The following is a 16,961-nucleotide window of genomic DNA, read 5'->3' as shown; positions in this document are numbered from 1 at the left end:
CCTCGGCGATAGCGGGGGTGCCCTTTCTTGAGCCAGTTTTGGGGTGTCTGTGACGCGGGGCCGACCACGCGGCCCAGGTTTTTCCCTCTCCCACGATAGGACTTTGCACCGTGCCGCGTTTAGCCGGTTGTGGGGTGGTTCGCGGCGTGCTTGGCGGACACCACGGCATCGAAGACCTCCCGCTTGGGCAGGCCCGCCTCCGCCGCCACGGCGGCGATCGCCTCCTTGCGGCGCTCCCCCGCCTCCTCGCGGACCCGCACCCGGCGCACCAGTTCGGCGGGGTCCAGTTCCTGCGGCCCGGTCTCGGGGGCGCCCTCGACGACGACGGTGATCTCCCCGCGCACCCCCTCGGCGGCCCAGGCCGCCAGCTCCTTCAGGGGGCCGCGCCTGACCTCCTCGTAGGTCTTGGTCAGCTCGCGGCAGACGGCGGCCCGGCGCTCGGCTCCGAAGGCCTCGGCCATCGCCGTGAGGGTGTCGGCGAGACGGTGCGGGGCCTCGAAGTACACCAGGGTGCGCTTCTCCGCGGCGGCCTCGCCCAGCCGGGCCCGCCGCTCGCCGGCCTTGCGGGGCGGAAAGCCCTCGAAGCAGAAGCGGTCGACGGGCAGGCCGCTGAGGGCGAGCGCGGTGAGCACGGCGGACGGCCCGGGGACGGCCGTCACCCGGATGTCCCGCTCGACGGCGGCCGCGACCAGCCGGTAGCCCGGATCGGAGACCGAGGGCATCCCCGCGTCGGTGACGAGCAGCACCCGGGCCCCCTCCTCCAGGGCCGTGACCAGCTCCGGGGTGCGGGCGGACTCGTTGCCCTCGAAGTACGACACGACCCGGGCGGTGGTGGTCACGCCCAGGGCCTGGGTGAGCCGGCGCAGCCGCCGGGTGTCCTCGGCGGCGATCACGTCGGCCCCGGCCAGCTCGGCGGAGAGCCGGGGCGGGGCGTCGGCGACGTCGCCGATCGGGGTCCCTGCGAGTACGAGTACGCCTGCGGCCGGTCCTGCGGAGTTGGTCACCGCCCCAGTCTCCCACCCGCGGCGCGCGCCCCGCCGGGCGTGCCGGGGTGGTGAGCCGTACCCCCGGTTGGCCCGGTCCTCAGCACATACACATGCGGCTTCCCTACGATGGCCCGGTGACGAGTGACACCGCGACGCAGGCGCACCGGGTCGAGGACGCCCCCGAGGCCAAGGAGCAGAGCCCCTGGCAGAAGCAGCTGCGCCGCTTCGGCCATGCGGACCGCCGGCGCTCCGGTGTACGCGAGCGCCTGGTCGCTCCGTTCCCCCAGCCGGGGACGCGGGCGTGGCGGGCGCTCGGCGCGGGCCCGGCGACGGCCCTCCGGCTGGCCCGCTGGGCGGGCTGGGGCGGCCCGCTGCTGGTGGCGCTCTTCGCGGGCCTGCTGCGGTTCTGGAACCTGGGCAGCCCGCACGCGGTGATATTCGACGAGACGTACTACGCGAAGGACGCCTGGTCGCTCCTGCAGTACGGCTACGAGGGCAGCTGGCCGGAGAAGGCCAACGACCTGATCCTCGCCACCCCGCCCTCCATCCCGCTGTCGGACGCGCCCGCCTACGTCGTGCACCCCCCGGTCGGCAAGTGGGTGATCGCCTCCGGCGAGTGGATCTTCGGGCTGAACCCCTTCGGCTGGCGCTTCGCCATGGCGGTGCTCGGCACGCTGTCGGTGCTGATGCTCTGCCGGATCGGCCGCCGGCTGTTCCGCTCCACGGCGCTCGGCTGCCTGGCGGGCGGCCTGATGGCGGTCGACGGCCTGCACTTCGTGATGAGCCGCACGGCCCTGCTCGACCTGGTCGTCATGTTCTGGGTGCTGGCGGCCTTCGGCTGCCTGCTGATCGACCGTGACAAGGCCCGCGCCCGCCTCGCCGCCGCGCTGCCCGAGGACCGCCCGGACGACCACGTCGCCTCCTTCACGTGGCTGGGCCTGCGGCCCTGGCGGATCGCGGCGGGGATCTGCCTGGGCCTGGCCATCGGCACCAAGTGGAACGGCCTGTACGTGCTGGCGGCCTTCGGCATCCTCACCGTGCTGTGGGACGCCGGCTCCCGCCGGGTCGCCGGTGCCCGCTACCCGCGTCTGACGGCGTTCTGGCTGGACGGGCTGTGGGCGGCCTTCTCCATGGTCGGCGTCGCGCTCGTGACCTATCTGCTCTCCTGGCTCGGCTGGTTCACCACCGACAAGGGGTACGACCGGAACTGGGCCAAGGGCGACGGCGGCTTCCTCTCCGACTCCTGGGCGGCGCTGCGCAGCCTGTGGCACTACGAGTCGCAGGTCTACGACTTCCACATCAACCTGCACTCCCCGCACACCTACCAGTCCAACCCGTGGAGCTGGCTGGTCCTCGGCCGGCCGGTGTCGTACTTCTACGAGTCCCCCAAGTTCGGCGAGGACGGCTGCACGGCGGCCGGCGGCTGCGCCCGCGAGGTGCTCGGCATCGGCACCCCGGTGCTGTGGTGGGCGGGGTGCTTCGCCCTGCTCTACGTTCTCTACCGCTGGATCTTCCGCCGCGACTGGCGCGCCGGTGCGATCGCCTGCGGCATCGCGGCCGGCTACCTCCCGTGGTTCCAGTACCAGGAACGGACGATCTTCCTCTTCTACGCGGTCGTCTTCCTGCCCTTCCTCTGCCTCGCCCTGGCGATGATGATCGGCGCGATGCTCGGGCCACCCGGGGCGAGCGAGCGCCGCCGCATGTGGGGGGCGGTCGGCGCGGGCACGCTGGTGCTGCTGATCATCTGGAACTTCATCTACTTCTTCCCGCTCTACACCGGTCAGACGATCCCGATGGACGCCTGGCGCGACCGGATGTGGCTGAGCACCTGGATCTGACGCCGCCGTCGGGCCGGCACGGCCGGCCGGCCCGACGGCATCCGCGGCCGGAGGGGAAACGCCGCTGGTGACGGCCGCGCCGCCGGATTCCCCGGTGACCGTTTGCCGGGGGGCGACCACGGACCTAGCGTGGGGCGCGAGGGAATGTCACGTATGTCCGCCCCTGACCGCATCATCCCCCCCGAGGCGTCGGCGCTGCAGTGCTCCGGCGCGGCATTGGCGGTGGTCGACGCGGCGGGGACCCTCGTCCGGTGGACGGCGATCGCCGGGAGGCTGCTGGGGTATCCGGCCGAGGACGTCCTGGGCCGGCCGGCGTCGGCGCTGCTGGAGGAGCCGGGGCAAGGACCGGACGGGTTCACCCGGGCGTGGGCCGGGCCGGCCTCGCTGCGGCACCGCGACGGACGGCTGCTCGACCTGGACCTGCGGGTGACCGGGCTACCGGGGGCGGCGGGCGCCATGGACTGGCTGGTCGCGACGGCGGGGGTGGCGCCGTCCGCGCTGGAGTCGGCCGCGGAGCTGTCCCCCTTCCCGATGGCGATCTGGGACGACGACCTGCGCACCACCTGGCTGAACGAGGCCCTCGCCGACCTCTTCGGCCTCTCCCGCGAGGAGCGCCTCGGCCGGCATCTGGACGAGTCGCCGCTCTACGAGAACACCGCCCAGGTCGAGCGGATCCTGCGCGAGGTCCTGGAGAGCGGCGTCCCGGCGATCGACCGGGAACTGGGCCAGCTGGACCGGCTGCGGCACCGGGCGTACGCGCTGTCCGTCTACCGGATCGAGAACGTGCGCAACGGCCGGCCGGGCGTCTGCTCGGTCAACGTGGACGTCACCGAGAGCCGCCGGGCCCGGGACCGCATGACCCTGCTCGGCCGCGCCGCGACCACCATCGGGACCAACCTGGACGTCCTGCACACCGCGCAGGCCCTCGCGGACCTCCTGGTTCCGCTGCTCGCCGACTACGCGACGATCGACCTCGCCGAGTCCGTCCGGCTCGGTCACGCGCCGCTCACCCGGCTCGGCCCGATGGACGGCGGCAACATCCCCGTGTTCCACCGGGCGGGGATGGCCTCGGTCCACGACGGCTTCCCCGAGTCGCTCTACGAGCGCGGCAGCCCGGTCTTCGTCCCGCCGCACTCGCCCTTCGTCGAGGTGCTCTCCTCCGGCCGGACGTACATGGAACCGCAGCTGGACACCGAGCCCGGCACCTGGCTGGAGGCGGACCCGGAGCGGCTGCGGCGGGTCCGCGACCTGGGCATGCACAGCCTGCTGATCCTCCCGATCCACGCGCGCGACGAGATCCTGGGCGTCGCCGTGCTGGTCCGCAGCGAGAACCCCACGCCGTTCGACGACAACGACCGCACACTCGCCGAGGAACTGGTCAGCCGGGCCGCGCTGAGCCTGGACAACGCCCGGCGCTACGCGCGCGAGCACACGATGGCCCTGACCCTCCAGCGCAGTCTGCTCCCGCGCAATCCGAGCGCCGGGTTCTCGCTGGAGACGATCTGGCGCTACCTCCCGGCGGACCGGCAGGGCGGCGTGGGCGGCGACTGGTTCGACGTGATCCGGCTGTCCGGCGCCCGGGTGGCCCTGGTCGTCGGGGACGTCGTGGGGCACGGGCTCAACGCCGCGGCGGCGATGGGGCGGATCCGCACGGCGGTGAGCACCCTCGCGGGCCTGGAGCTGCCCCCCGACCGGCTGCTCTCCGCCCTGGACGACCTGGTCGTCCGGCTGGGGTTCGAGGACTCCGACCAGGCGTCGCCCGCCGCGGGGATCCTCGGCGCCACCTGTCTGTACGCGGTCTACGACCCCACCTGCGGGCATCTCACGATCGCCCGGGCCGGCCACCCGCCGCCCGCCGTCGTCGCCCCGGACGGCACGGTCGGTTTCCCTGACATCCCCTCCGGAGCGCCGCTCGGCGTCGGGCTGAGGTCCTTCGCGTCGGCCGAGATGGAGCTGCCCGAGGGCAGCGTGATCGCCCTTTACACCGACGGACTCGTCGAAACCCGGGACGGTGACATCGACGACGGGCTGGAGCGCCTGCGGAACGCGCTCACCAAGCCGCCGGGCACATCCCTGGAGGAGTTGTGCACCGCCGTGGTCGACCTGCTGCCCAAGAGCGGGCAGGACGACGACGTCGCACTGCTCCTCGCCAAGACCTGCCGGCTGATTCCCGACCGCGTGTTCGCGCTGGAGATACCCGCCGATCCGGCCGCGGTCGCGGGCGCGCGCGCCGAGGCGGTGCGGAAACTGTCCGAATGGGGCCTGGACAGGGTGCGGGTGGCCGCCGAGCAGATCGTCGGGGAGCTGCTGGCCAACGCGGTCCTGCACGGGGACGGTCCCATACGGCTGCGGCTGATCCGGCACATGAAGCTGGCCTGCGAGGTCTTCGACACCGGCCCGGGTCCGCCGTTGCCGCGCCATCCCGACGAGACCGACGAGGGCGGCCGCGGACTCGTGCTCGTCGGAGAGCTGTGCGCCCGGTGGGGCGTCCGCCGGACCGGGGACGGCAAGATCGTCTGGGCCGAGGTGGCGCTCCTGGACTCGGAGCGGGTCCCGCCCGGACCGGAGGAGTGACGCCGGGCGGGACGGCCGGCGGAGGGGATCGGCGGCCGACCCGTCGTGAGAGGTCTCGACCAGCGGACTTTCCCAACCGATGGGAAGCGCGTGCTGAAGCTGTGACCCGATGGACCGCCCCCGCTCTTCCTCCGTCCCGTAGAGTGCGCTTGCATTGACTGTTTTTTGAACGCGTTCAGGGGGATCACGGGGAGGGTCGGTGCCATGCGCCGAGGAGTGAAACTGGGGATCGTCGGCACGCTGACCGCGGGGCTGGTGGGAACCGCGGGGTACGGGGCGTACAACATCTACGGCGCGCTGGGCGGCAGCGGCGGCTTCTCCCCGCAGGCCGCCCCCGTGGAGACGGGACCGCCGACGGCCGCCGAAGTGCGGAAGACCGCCGCGGACTTCCTGGCCGCGTGGGCCAAGGGGGACGCCACCGCGGCCGGAGCGCTCACCAACCACGCGGCGGAGGCCGGCGCGGCCCTGTCCTCGTACCGGCGGGACGCTCATGTCGTCCGCGTACGCCTGACGCCCGGAGCGGCCCAGGGGGCGGTGGTGCCCTTCAAGGTCGTGGCCACGCTCTCCTACAAGGGCAAGTCCTCCACGTGGAAGTACTCGTCGGTCCTCACCGTCTTCCGCGGCGAGACCACGCACCGCCCCCTGGTCGACTGGGAACCGGCGGTGCTGCACCCCGATCTGACGGCAGGTCAGACACTGGAGACCGGTGAGGCCGCGTCGCCGCCGATCGTCGTCGTCGACCGGAACGGCAGGACGCTGGACGCCGGCGACTACCCGTCGCTCGCCTCGGTGCTGCCGCAACTGCGCGAGCGCTACGGCGCCAAACTCTCCGGCGGCAAGCCGGGCATCGAGACCTGGGTGAACGACGCCGACGGTCCCGGGCAGACGCTGCACGTGATCACCAAGGGCACGGCCGCGAAACTCCCCACCACCTTGGACGCGCGCCTCCAGAACGCCGCCGAGCGGGCGGTCAAGCGCACCAGCCAGTCGTCCGTGGCGGCGGTCAAGGCCAGTACGGGCGAGATCCTGGCGTTCGCCAACAACCCGGCGAGCGACAACAACAACGCCTTCAACGCGCAGGTCGCCCCCGGCTCCACCTTCAAGGTGGTCACCGCCACCGCGCTGCTGGAGAAGGGCGTGTCCCCCGGCTCCCCCGCGCCGTGCCCGGCGACCGCCAACTACAACAACGGCAAGATGTTCCACAACGTGGAGAGCTCCTCCGACCCTTCGGCGACCTTCCAGCGGGACTTCGCGATCTCCTGCAACACCGGCTTCATCAAGCTCGCCGGCCACCTCGACGAGTCCTCCGTGCCCAACGTGGCGCAGCGCTACTACGGCTTCGGCCAGACCTGGAACGTCGGCGTCCCCGCCTGGGACGGCCGCGTCCCCGGCGGCGGCGGTGACGAGATGACCGAGGAGATGATCGGCCAGGGCCAGATACAGATGAGCCCGCTCAACATGGCCTCCGTCGCCGCCACCGTGCAGAACGGCGTCTTCCGCCAGCCCCGACTGGTGGCGGCCGGCCTGATCGGCGAACCCCTGGCGAAGGCGCAGAGCGCTCTCCCGTCCGGGGTCCGCGGCAGCCTCAAGTCGATGATGCGGCTGACCGCGTCGAGCGGCACGGCGACCGTCGCGATGCGCGGGGTCTACGGGGACGTCGGCGCCAAGACCGGATCCGCCGAGGTCGGCGACCAGCAGCAGCCCAACGGCTGGTTCGTCGCCTACCGGGGCGATGTCGCGGCCGGCGGAATGGTCCTCGAGGGCGGCCACGGCGGCGACTCTGCGGGGCCCATCGTGGCCTCGGTGCTGAAGGCATCCTCGTGACCCGCCCGCGAATGGCTTGGCACCCCGGCCCTGCCGGGGGCTAGCGTGCCGGACATGTCGACTTCAGCTGCCGCTCATCCCCGGTTCGCGGAGGCGCTCGCCGCGCTGGGGCTCCACGTCCCCGTACGCGCCTTCCCGGACGCGACCCGCACCGCCGTCCAGGCCGCCGAGGCGATCGGCTGCGACCTCGGCCAGATCGTCAAGTCCCTGATCTTCGCGGCGGACGGGGTCCCGGTGCTGGTGCTGATGGACGGCGCCTCCCGGGTCGACGTCGGGCTGGTCCGGACCGAACTGGGCGCGGCGGAGGTACGGCGCGCCGACGCGGATCTGGTGCGCGAGACCACCGGGTACGCCATCGGCGGCGTGCCCCCCTTCGGGCACCGGACGCGGACCACCGTCCTCGCCGACCGGCGGCTGCTGGACCACGAAACCGTGTGGGCGGCCGCCGGCACCCCGCACACCGTCTTCCCGGTGGCTCCCGCCGAACTCGTCCGGCACGCCGGGGCGACGCTCGCCGACGTACGCGAACGCGCCGAGTGACGCCCCTGATAGCGGCGGCCGTCCTCCTGGCGGCGGTCACCCACGCGGCGTGGAACGCCATCGCACACGGCATCAAGGACCAGCTCGTCGCCTTCACCCTCGTCGGGGGCGGCGGAGCGGTCTGCGGCGCGCTGATCGCCGCGTTCGCGCCGCTGCCCGCCGCGGGGGCCTGGCCCTTCCTGACCGCGTCGGTGGCGGTCCATCTGGCCTACATGTACCTGCTGATGAAGTCCTTCACGCTCGGCGACTTCGGGCAGGTCTACCCCATCGCGCGCGGTGTCGCCCCCATGGTCGTGACACTGCTGGCGGCCGTCTTCGTGGGCGAGGTGCCCGACGCCCTGCAGACCGCGGGCGTCGCCGTCGCCTCCGCGGGGCTCGCGGGCGCCGCGCTCTGGGGCATGCGCGGACGCCGCAAGGACTGGCCGGCGGTCGGCGCGGCCGTGGGCACCGGGCTCACCATCGCGGCCTACACCGTGATCGACGGCGTCGGCGTCCGCGCCTCGGGCTCCGCCCTGGGGTACGTCGCCTGGCTCCTGCTCATCCAGGGCACCCTGCTGGTCGGCTGCTCCCTGACGGTGCGCCGCGGCGCCCTCGTCGCGCAGCTCCGCCCGGTCGCCGCCCGGGGGCTGTTCGGCGGCGTCCTGTCCGTGTCCGCGTACGGGCTCGTGCTGTGGGCCCAGACGCGCGGTGAGCTGGCGCCGATCGCGGCACTGCGGGAGACCTCGATCATCGCGGGGGCGGTGATCGGGGCGGTCTTCTTCAAGGAACGGCTCGGGCGGGGCCGTATCGTCGCGGCGCTGGTGGTTGTGGCCGGGATCGGGCTCATGTTCCACGCGTAGCGCGGCCGGTTGTCGTGTGCGGGTGCGTTGTGGTTGCTGTTGGGGGTTCCCCCGCCCGCCCGCCCGATTGCCCGGCGCGGTCGGTGCGGGCCTGCGCACCGTGTGCCTGGGGTCGGTGCCGCGCCGGCGCACGTCCTCAACGCTCGCGGTTTACCCCCACATCATTCCGCGCTGGGTCCGCCGCTCGTCTCCCCCAGCCTTCGGCCGGGGGGACCCCCATGGGCGCACCCCGCCACACCCCCTCCGGTCGTGTGGGCGCACGACGGCCGGAGGGGGTTCGATTGGGCACTCGCAGCAACCCCGGACCGCCTCCTCACCGCCTGCGTCCCCCAGTTACCGCTGGGCGGTACCCCCGGGGTGCCTGATCCGGTGGGGGGAGGTGGGTGCTTGCGGTGACCCCGGACGGCCTCTTCGCCCCCCTCCGGGGATCAGGCGCGTAGCGATACGGAGGGGGCGGGGTCGGAGGGGTGGGCGTTCTGGACACTGGGCGTATTTGTGTGCGGTACCCGGGGCAAGGAGAGCAGGTGCCCGCCATGCACGTAAATATGCGTCCAGAATGCCCAGCCCCGGAGGCCCCGCACCCGGCCCACCCTCACACGCGCGAGGCGGCACCTGACCGCGCCGGGCAATCGGGCGGGAGGGTGGGGGAGAAACCGCAACCGCAGCCACAAACGGCGCCGCACACGAGGCGCAAGCCTCAATCGGCCGCGACGCGGAACCCCGGCGCGTCGATCAGAATCCCCCCGTCCACCGGCAGCGTCAGCCCCGTGATCCAGGACGCGTCCCGGGACGCCAGGAACGCGACGGCCGCCGCGATGTCGTCCGGCTCGCCGACCCGCCCCATGGGGTACACCCCCGCGAGGCGGTCGAGGGCGTCCTCGCGCCCCGCCCAGGCGGACGTGCGCACCGTGCCGGGGGCGACGAGGTTGACCCGGACGCCGCGGGGGGCGGCGTGCACGGCGAGGGTGCGGGTCAGCGACGCGAGGCCCGCCTTGGCGGCGCTGTAGGCGTGGTTGCCGAAGTTCATGTGCCCGTTGACGGAGCCGATGCTGACGATCGCCCCGCGCCCGCCCGCCTCCGCCAGCAGCGGAAGCGCCGCGCGGGCGCACCTCATGGCCCCGGTGAGAGTGACCTCGAGGTCCTCGTACCACTCCGCCTCGGGGATGTCCTCGAACCGCGGTGGATCCAGGTGGCAGGCATAGGCGTTGTTGACGAGCACGTCGAGCCGCCCGAAGCGTTCGGCGGCGTACGCCATGGCACCGTCGACCGCGGACTGGTCGACGACGTCGCACACCACCGCCGCGGCCTGCCCGCCGGTCTCCTCGGCGAGGGCGGCGGCCGTCGCGGCGGCACGCTCCCCGTCCCGGTCGGCCAGGAGGACCGAGGCGCCTTCGGACATCAGGCGCCGGGCGGTCGCCGCGCCGATGCCCTGGGCACCCCCGGTGACGACGGCTGTGTGTCCCTCGAACCTGCGCATGCGCCGTCCCCTCGGGGTCCCCGTAGCAAGCGATTTCCGAGGCGCAGCCCTCTCGCCTCCCTACTCGCGCGTAGCGTAACGTGCCTGCACACCACAGGGGAGCGGAAGGGCACACCATGGCGCTGGACGCGGACGTCGTCGTCGTCGGAGCGGGGCTGGCCGGTCTGGTCGCGACGGCCGAACTGGCGGACGCGGGCCGCAAGGTCCTCCTGCTCGACCAGGAGCCCGAGAGCAACCTCGGCGGCCAGGCGTTCTGGTCCTTCGGCGGGCTCTTCCTCGTCGACTCCCCCGAGCAGCGCCGGATGCGGATCAGGGACAGCCGCGAACTGGCCCTGCAGGACTGGACGGGCACCGCCGGCTTCGACCGCGCCGAGGACCGCTGGCCGCGCAAGTGGGCCGAGGCGTACGTGGACTTCGCCGCCGGCGAGAAGCGGTCCTGGCTGCACGCGCAGGGGATACGGTTCTTCCCTGTGGTCGGCTGGGCGGAGCGCGGCGGCTACCTCGCCACCGGGCACGGCAATTCGGTGCCCCGCTTCCACATCACGTGGGGCACGGGCCCGGGTGTGATCGCGCCGTTCGTCCGCCGGGTGCGGGAGGCGGTCGACAAGGGCCTGGTGGAACTCCGCTTCCGGCACCGTGTGACGGCGCTGACGACGACGGACGGCGCGGTGGACGGCGTGGCGGGCGAGGTCCTGGTGGACAGCGACGCCGAGCGCGGCCAGGCCAGTTCCCGGGAGATCCGCACGGAGTTCCAGCTCAAGGCGCAGGCGGTGGTCGTCACCTCGGGCGGCATCGGCGGCAACCACGACCTGGTGCGCAAGGCCTGGCCGGAGCGGCTGGGCACACCGCCGCGCAAGCTGCTGTCCGGCGTTCCGGCGCACGTGGACGGGCTGATGCTGGGGATCGCCGAGGCGGCCGGCGGGCGTCTGATCAACGGCGACCGCATGTGGCACTACACCGAGGGCATCGAGAACTGGAACCCGATCTGGGCCAGGCACGGCATCCGCATCCTCCCCGGCCCGTCCTCGCTGTGGCTGGACGCGACGGGCAGGCGCCTGCCGGTGCCGCTCTTCCCGGGCTTCGACACGCTGGGGACCCTGGAGCACATCATGCGTTCCGGGCACGAGTACACGTGGTTCGTCCTCACCCAGAAGATCATCGAGAAGGAGTTCGCGCTGTCGGGCTCCGAGCAGAACCCCGACCTGACCGGCAAGAGTGTGCGCGACGTGCTCAAGCGCGCGCTGCCGGGGGCGCCCGGCCCGGTCGAGGCGTTCAAGGAGCACGGCGTGGACTTCGTCGTGGCGGACGATCTGCCGGCCCTGGTGCGCGGCATGAACGCGATCACCAAGGACGACCTCGTGGACGAGAGCGCGCTGCGCCGCGAGATCGAGGCCCGCGACCGCGAGATCACCAACACCTTCACCAAGGACCTGCAGGTCACCGCGATCCGCGGGGCCCGCAACTACATCGGCGACAAGCTGATCCGCACCGCCTCGCCGCACCGTCTGCTGGACCCGAAGGCGGGTCCGCTGATCGCCGTGCGGCTGAACATCCTGACCCGCAAGTCTCTCGGCGGACTGGAGACCGACCTGGACGGCCGGGTGCTGCGCGCCGACGGGGAGCCGCTGCCCGGCCTGTACTCGGCGGGCGAGGCGGCCGGCTTCGGCGGCGGCGGGGTGCACGGCTACCGCTCGCTGGAGGGGACGTTCCTGGGCGGCTGCATCTTCTCGGGCCGTACGGCGGGCCGCGCGGCGGCGAAGGCCACCGCCTGACCCCGGCGGACGCTCCGCGCCGACCCCGGTCCCGGTGTCCCGCTCGCGGGGGGCACCATGGGAGGAGCAGATACGGCGGCGCATGGTGGGAGCACGAGCTGTGGTGGACGTCCACGGGGCGGTGGCGGAGGGCTTCGAGCCGGTCCGAGAGGCATTCGTAAGGAACTTCGAGGAGCGGGGCGAGCGCGGCGGCGCCGTGGCGCTGTACCGGGACGGCCGCAAGGTCGTGGACCTGTGGGGGGGCACGGCGGCGGCGGACGGGGACGGGGGCGCGCCCTGGGCGGAGGACACCGCGCAGGTGGTGCGTTCGGCCACGAAGGGGGTGGCAGCGGCGTGTCTGCTCCTGCTGCACCAGCGTGGCCAGCTCGACCTGGACGCGCCCGTGGGCACGTACTGGCCCGAGTTCAAGGCCGCGGGCAAGGAGCGCGTCACGGCGCGCGACGCCCTGGCGCACCGGGCCGGCGTGCCCGCGCTGGACACTCCGCTCGGCCCGGGGCAGGCGCAGGACGGCACCAGCGGACCGCGGGCGCTGGCGCTGCAGGCCCCCTTCTGGGCGCCGGGAACGGATCACGGCTACCACGCGCAGACGTACAGCTGGCTGATCGGCGAGCTGGTGCTGCGGGCGAGCGGCGGCCGCTCCATAGGCCGGTACATCGCCGAGGAGATCGCCCGCCCGCTCGGCCTGGACCTGTGGGTCGGCCTGCCGCCGGGCGAGGAGGGCCGGGTCGGGCGGATCGCCGCCGTCGAGACCCCGGCGCCGCCGGCCGCCGCGGGGCTCCGGGCGCGGCCCAAGCGCAATGTGGCCGAGGCGTGGGAGGACCCCGCGTCGCTGACCCGGCGGGCGTTCGGCGCGATCGACCCGCTGCCGGACGAGAACGACCCGGGGTACCACGCGGCCCAGCTCCCGGCCTCCGCCGGCATCGCCACCGCCCGCTCCCTGGCCCGCTTCTACGCCGCGCTGATCGGGGAGGTGGAGGGCCCCGGTGCGCGGCTCTTCGCCCCGGCGACGCTCACCTCGGCGCGCACTCCGGAGTCCGAGGGCCCGGACCGCGTTCTGGTCGTCAACACCCGCTTCGGTCTCGGCTTCATGCTGCACGGCCCGTCCGCGCCCTTCCTCTCCCCCGGTTCCTTCGGCCACCCCGGCAGGGGCGGTTCCCTGGGCTTCGCCGATCCCGGTGAGGGCGTCGCCTTCGGCTATGTCACCAACGGCATGCAGAAGAACGTCACCGCCGACCCGCGCGCCCAGGCGCTGGTCCGGGCGGTACGGGAGTGCCTGCGCTGACGCGGGCCGGAAAAGTTGCCCGGGCTCCGGGAGCCGCGAACGATGGATGAGTGAGCGACGGCGCGTACCTCCGGTTTCCGCACCTCCACGGCGAGCATCTGTGCTTCGTCGCCGAGGACGACATCTGGGTCGCGCCCCTGGGCGAGGGGCGCGCCTGGCGGGTGACGGCCGACCGCACGCGGGTCGGGCATCCCCGCTTCTCGCCGGACGGGTCGATGATCGCCTTCAACAGCTGGCGCTCCCTCGACCCCGAGGTGTACCTCGCGCCGGTCGAGGGCGGGCCGGCGCGCCGGCTGACGTACTGGGGCAGCACGGACACGCGTGTGCGCTCCTGGACGCCGGACGGCCGGATCCTGGCGGTCTCGTCGCACGGGGAGCCCTTCTCGCACTACACCTGGGCCTATGCCGTGTCCCTCGACGGCGGCCCCGGCAGCCGGCTGCCCTGGGGCCCGGTGTCGGACATCGCGGTGCGCGACAGTGTCGAGGGCGAGCACCAGAGCCTGCTGCTGTCGGGGACCGCGCCGCACGAACCGGCCTCGTGGAAACGGTACCGGGGCGGGGCCACCGGGCGGCTGTGGCTGCAGTGCCGGCGTCTGGTGCCGGAGATCGACGGGCATCTGGAGTCGCCGATGTTCGTCGGGGAGCGGATCGCGTTCCTCTCCGATCACGAGGGCATCGGCAATCTGTACTCCTGCCTGCCGGACGGCACGGATCTGCGCCGTCACACCGACCACGCCGACTTCTACGCCCGCAGCGCCGCCACCGACGGCCGGCGCGTGGTCTACCAGTGCGCGGGCGAGGTCTGGATGGTCGACGAGCTGGCCCCGGAGTCGGTGCCGCACCGTGTCGAGGTCGACCTCGGCGGTCCGCGGGCCGGCCGGCGTCCGTACCAGGTCCCGGCCTCCGCGTATCTGGACGGGCTGGCCGTGGACCGCACCGGCCGCGCCAGCGCGGTCTGCGTGCGCGGCAGCCTGTACTGGCTGACCCACCGCGACGGACCCGCGCGCACCATCTCCGACGTACCGGGATCGCGGGTGCGCCTGCCGGTCATGCTCGGCGACACCGGGCGGATCGCCTTCGTCACCGACGCCGACGGCGAGGACGCGATCGAGATCGCCGCGCTGCCGGGCCGGCCCGCGGCGCTGGCCGCCGCCGAGATCGCCGACGCGGACGACGCCGTCGCGCAGGCGCTGCGGGCCGCGGAGGACGGGGCGGCGGACGGGGCGGACGAGGCGGGCGCACCACCGGCGGAGGGCCAGACCGTTCCGCGGCCGCCGTGCCGCAGCGGCGGCACGCGGCTGGCGTGCGGACTGCTCGGCCGTGTCCACGAACTGGTGCCCTCCCCCGACGGTCAGGTCCTCGCCATCGCCTCGCACGACGGGCGCCTGTTGATGGTCGACGCGGAGTCGGGCCTCGTCGGGGAACTCGTCCGCTCCGACAACGGTCCCGTACGCGACCTGGCCTTCTCCCCCGACTCGGACTGGATCGCCTGGTCCCACCCGGTCATCGGCCGTTCGCTGCGCAAGATCCGGATCGCCCGGCTCTCGCCGGACCCCGAGACCGGCAAGCACACCGTCATCGACGTCACCAACGGCCGCTTCGAGGACGAGCAGCCGGTCTTCACCCGCGACGGCCGCTATCTGGCCTTCCTGTCCTGGCGCGGCTTCGACCCGGTGTACGACGTGCACACCGGCGACCTGTCCTTCCCGCTGGGCTGCCGTCCGCACCTCGTCCCGCTGCACTCGGCGACGCCCTCGCCCTTCGCGCTGCCCGTGGAGGGCCGGCCGCCGGGCGGCGGGCTCGACCCGACCGGCTTCACGGAGGGGCCGCTGGCGGTGGAGGCGGCCGGACTGCCGATGCGGGTGACGCCCTTCCCGGTCCCCGCCTCGAAGTACAGCTCGCTGGAGGCGGTGCGGGGCGGGCTGACCTGGCTGCGCTGGCCCATCTCGGGCGCGCTCGGCGAGACCTTCGTCAACCCGACCGACCCCTCCGCCCGCCCGACGCTGGAGTACTTCGGACTGGCCAAGTCCAAGCGCGTCGAACTGGTGCGGCACATGGACTGGTACCGGGTCAGCGGCGACGGCACGCAGCTGGTGGTCTTCGACGAGGGCGACCTGACGGTGGTCCCGGCGTACGAGCCGGGCGACCTCGACTCCACCGTCTACATCGACATGCGCCGGATCCTGCACGAGGCGAACCCGCCCGCCGAGTGGCGGCAGGCGTTCGACGAGGCCGGGCGGATCATCCGCGACTACTTCTGGGCACCGGACATGTGCGGCATCGACTGGCCGGCGATCCTCGACCAGTACCGCCCGTTGGTCGAACGGGTCGCCACGCCCGACGAGTTCGCCGACCTGCAGCGCGAGGTCCTCGGCGAGCTGGGCACCTCGCACGCCTATGTCGCGCCCGCCCGCCGCAGCGAGGGGCCGCCGCACTACCAGCGCCCGATCGGGCTGCTCGGCGCCAATTTCGTCCACACCAAGGACGGCCGGTGGGTGATCGCGCGCATCCTGCCCGGCGAGTCCTCCGACTCCAAGGCGCGTTCGCCGCTGGCCGGCACCGGCATCCTGGAAGGCGCCGAACTCACCCACGTCGACGGCCGCGCCGTCGACCCGGTCGCCGGACCCGGCCCGCTGCTCTCCGCCGCGGGCGGCACCACGGTGGAACTGACCTTCACCCCGCCCGACGGCGGGCATCCGCGGCGCGTGGCGGTGGTACCGCTGGTGGACGAGCGGCCGCTGCGCTACCAGGACTGGGTGGCCAAACGGCGCGCCGTGGTCAGGGCGTTGAGCGAGGGCAGGTGCGGCTATCTGCACATCCCCGACCTGGGGGGTTCGGGCTGGGCGCAGTTCAACCGCGACCTGCGCATCGAGATCGCCCACCCGGCGCTCATCGTCGACGTGCGCGGCAACGCGGGCGGCAACATCAGTGACCTGGTGGTGGAGAGCCTGACCCGCAGGATCCTCGGCTGGGACCACACCCGGCACGCACAGCCGGTGAGTTACGCGGGCAACGCCCCGCGCGGGCCGATCGTGGCGCTGGCGGACGAGGCGACGGCCTCCGACGGCGACATGATCACCGCCGCGTTCCGGCTGCTGACCATCGGCCCCGTGGTGGGCCACCGCACCTGGGGCGGCGTGGTCGGCATGACCGGCCGGCACCGGCTGGGCGACGGAACGGTCATCACGGTGCCGATGAACGCAGCCTGGTTCGAGGCCTACGGCTGGTCGGTGGAGAACTACGGCGTGGAGCCGGACATCCCGATCATCCGCACACCGCTGGACTGGGCTGAGGGCCGGCGCACCGACCTGGAGGTCGCGGTGCAGACCGCGCTGGACCTGCTCGAGAAGCACCCGGCCTCCACACCGCCCGATCTGTCCGACCGCCCGGACCGGCGGCGGCCGCCGCTCCCCCCGCGTCCCTGAACGTCCCCTCCCCGTCAGGGGCGGAAGGCCGCGTCGAGGACGACGGAAGGGGCGCGCCCGTACGGGCGCGCCCCTCCTCGTTCACGCCTGGACCACGCGGGTCAGGACCGGTCCTGCCGCTCGTCGATCTCCTCCGGCGAACGCTGGCGGTCGCCCTTGGGCATCGACTGCGGGGACTGCTTCGGCGACTGGCCACGGCCGGGCTCGCGGTGCTGCGGCTTGCCCTGCTGGCGCATCGGATCGTCGGCCATGCCCTGAGCGCGCTCACGGGTCTGGCCGATGCGCTCCTGCCCCTGGGGCTGAGCCTGCGGGCGGTGCTGCTGCTGCCCGGCCTTGTTTCGCGTGGGGTCGTTCTTGCCCATGATCACTCCTTCGTGATGTGTGGAATGGGCCTCGACCAGGCT

Annotated in this window: 11 protein-coding genes; 8 read left to right on the top strand and 3 right to left on the bottom strand. The window is 73.4% G+C overall.

Annotated features, from left to right (window positions below; translation table 11 throughout):
• Positions 1-119 precede the first annotated feature (119 nt).
• The gene (rsmI, locus tag AB0F62_RS19460; protein ID WP_361800072.1) at positions 120-1,004 is read right to left on the bottom strand and encodes a 16S rRNA (cytidine(1402)-2'-O)-methyltransferase; all 885 of its coding nucleotides are present in this window, start codon (positions 1,002-1,004) and stop codon (positions 120-122) included.
• A 116-nt stretch (positions 1,005-1,120) separates the two neighbouring features.
• Here rsmI and AB0F62_RS19455 point away from each other — a divergent pair, with 116 nt between their 5' ends.
• From AB0F62_RS19455 to AB0F62_RS19435, 5 genes are all read left to right on the top strand, one after another.
• Complete coding sequence (locus AB0F62_RS19455) at positions 1,121-2,824, top strand: phospholipid carrier-dependent glycosyltransferase (protein WP_361800069.1); 1,704 nt, start codon at positions 1,121-1,123, stop codon at positions 2,822-2,824.
• Positions 2,825-2,977: 153 nt separating this feature from the next.
• Entirely contained in the window at positions 2,978-5,398 is a 2,421-nt protein-coding gene (locus AB0F62_RS19450; protein WP_361800066.1) for a SpoIIE family protein phosphatase, read from the top strand.
• Positions 5,399-5,602: 204 nt separating this feature from the next.
• Positions 5,603-7,222, top strand: coding sequence for a penicillin-binding transpeptidase domain-containing protein (locus tag AB0F62_RS19445; protein ID WP_361800063.1), 1,620 nt, complete (start codon positions 5,603-5,605; stop codon positions 7,220-7,222).
• Between the two features lie 54 nt (positions 7,223-7,276).
• Complete coding sequence (locus AB0F62_RS19440) at positions 7,277-7,762, top strand: YbaK/EbsC family protein (RefSeq protein ID WP_361800060.1); 486 nt, start codon at positions 7,277-7,279, stop codon at positions 7,760-7,762.
• Positions 7,759-8,601, top strand: coding sequence for an EamA family transporter (locus AB0F62_RS19435; protein WP_361800057.1), 843 nt, complete (start codon positions 7,759-7,761; stop codon positions 8,599-8,601). Before AB0F62_RS19440 ends, AB0F62_RS19435 begins: the two co-directional genes overlap by 4 nt.
• Before the next feature lie 697 nt (positions 8,602-9,298).
• Here the strand turns inward: AB0F62_RS19435 and AB0F62_RS19430 are convergent.
• The gene (locus tag AB0F62_RS19430; protein ID WP_361800054.1) at positions 9,299-10,078 is read right to left on the bottom strand and encodes an SDR family oxidoreductase; all 780 of its coding nucleotides are present in this window, start codon (positions 10,076-10,078) and stop codon (positions 9,299-9,301) included.
• Positions 10,079-10,194: 116 nt separating this feature from the next.
• Here AB0F62_RS19430 and AB0F62_RS19425 point away from each other — a divergent pair, with 116 nt between their 5' ends.
• The 3 genes from AB0F62_RS19425 (at position 10,195) to AB0F62_RS19415 (ending at position 16,557) form a co-directional block, all read left to right on the top strand.
• Positions 10,195-11,850, top strand: coding sequence for an FAD-binding dehydrogenase (locus tag AB0F62_RS19425; protein WP_361800051.1), 1,656 nt, complete (start codon positions 10,195-10,197; stop codon positions 11,848-11,850).
• An 82-nt stretch (positions 11,851-11,932) separates the two neighbouring features.
• Positions 11,933-13,132: a serine hydrolase domain-containing protein gene (locus AB0F62_RS19420; RefSeq protein WP_361800048.1), complete on the top strand. Its 1,200-nt coding sequence runs from the start codon at positions 11,933-11,935 to the stop codon at positions 13,130-13,132.
• Positions 13,133-13,182: 50 nt separating this feature from the next.
• A complete protein-coding gene (locus tag AB0F62_RS19415; RefSeq protein WP_361800045.1) occupies positions 13,183-16,557 on the top strand; it encodes a S41 family peptidase in 3,375 nt (1,124 codons plus the stop codon).
• 101 nt (positions 16,558-16,658) lie between these two features.
• Here AB0F62_RS19415 and AB0F62_RS19410 read toward each other — a convergent pair whose 3' ends face one another.
• Positions 16,659-16,919 (bottom strand): hypothetical protein, encoded by a 261-nt coding sequence (locus AB0F62_RS19410; protein ID WP_361800042.1) that lies wholly within the window; start codon positions 16,917-16,919, stop codon positions 16,659-16,661.
• Positions 16,920-16,961: the final 42 nt, after the last annotated feature.

The sequence above is a fragment of the Streptomyces sp. NPDC026673 genome (assembly GCF_040638135.1).
Classification (GTDB): Bacteria; Actinomycetota; Actinomycetes; order Streptomycetales; family Streptomycetaceae; genus Actinacidiphila.
Note: the sequence above shows the minus strand (reverse complement) of the source record. Positions and strands in the feature narration are given on the sequence as shown.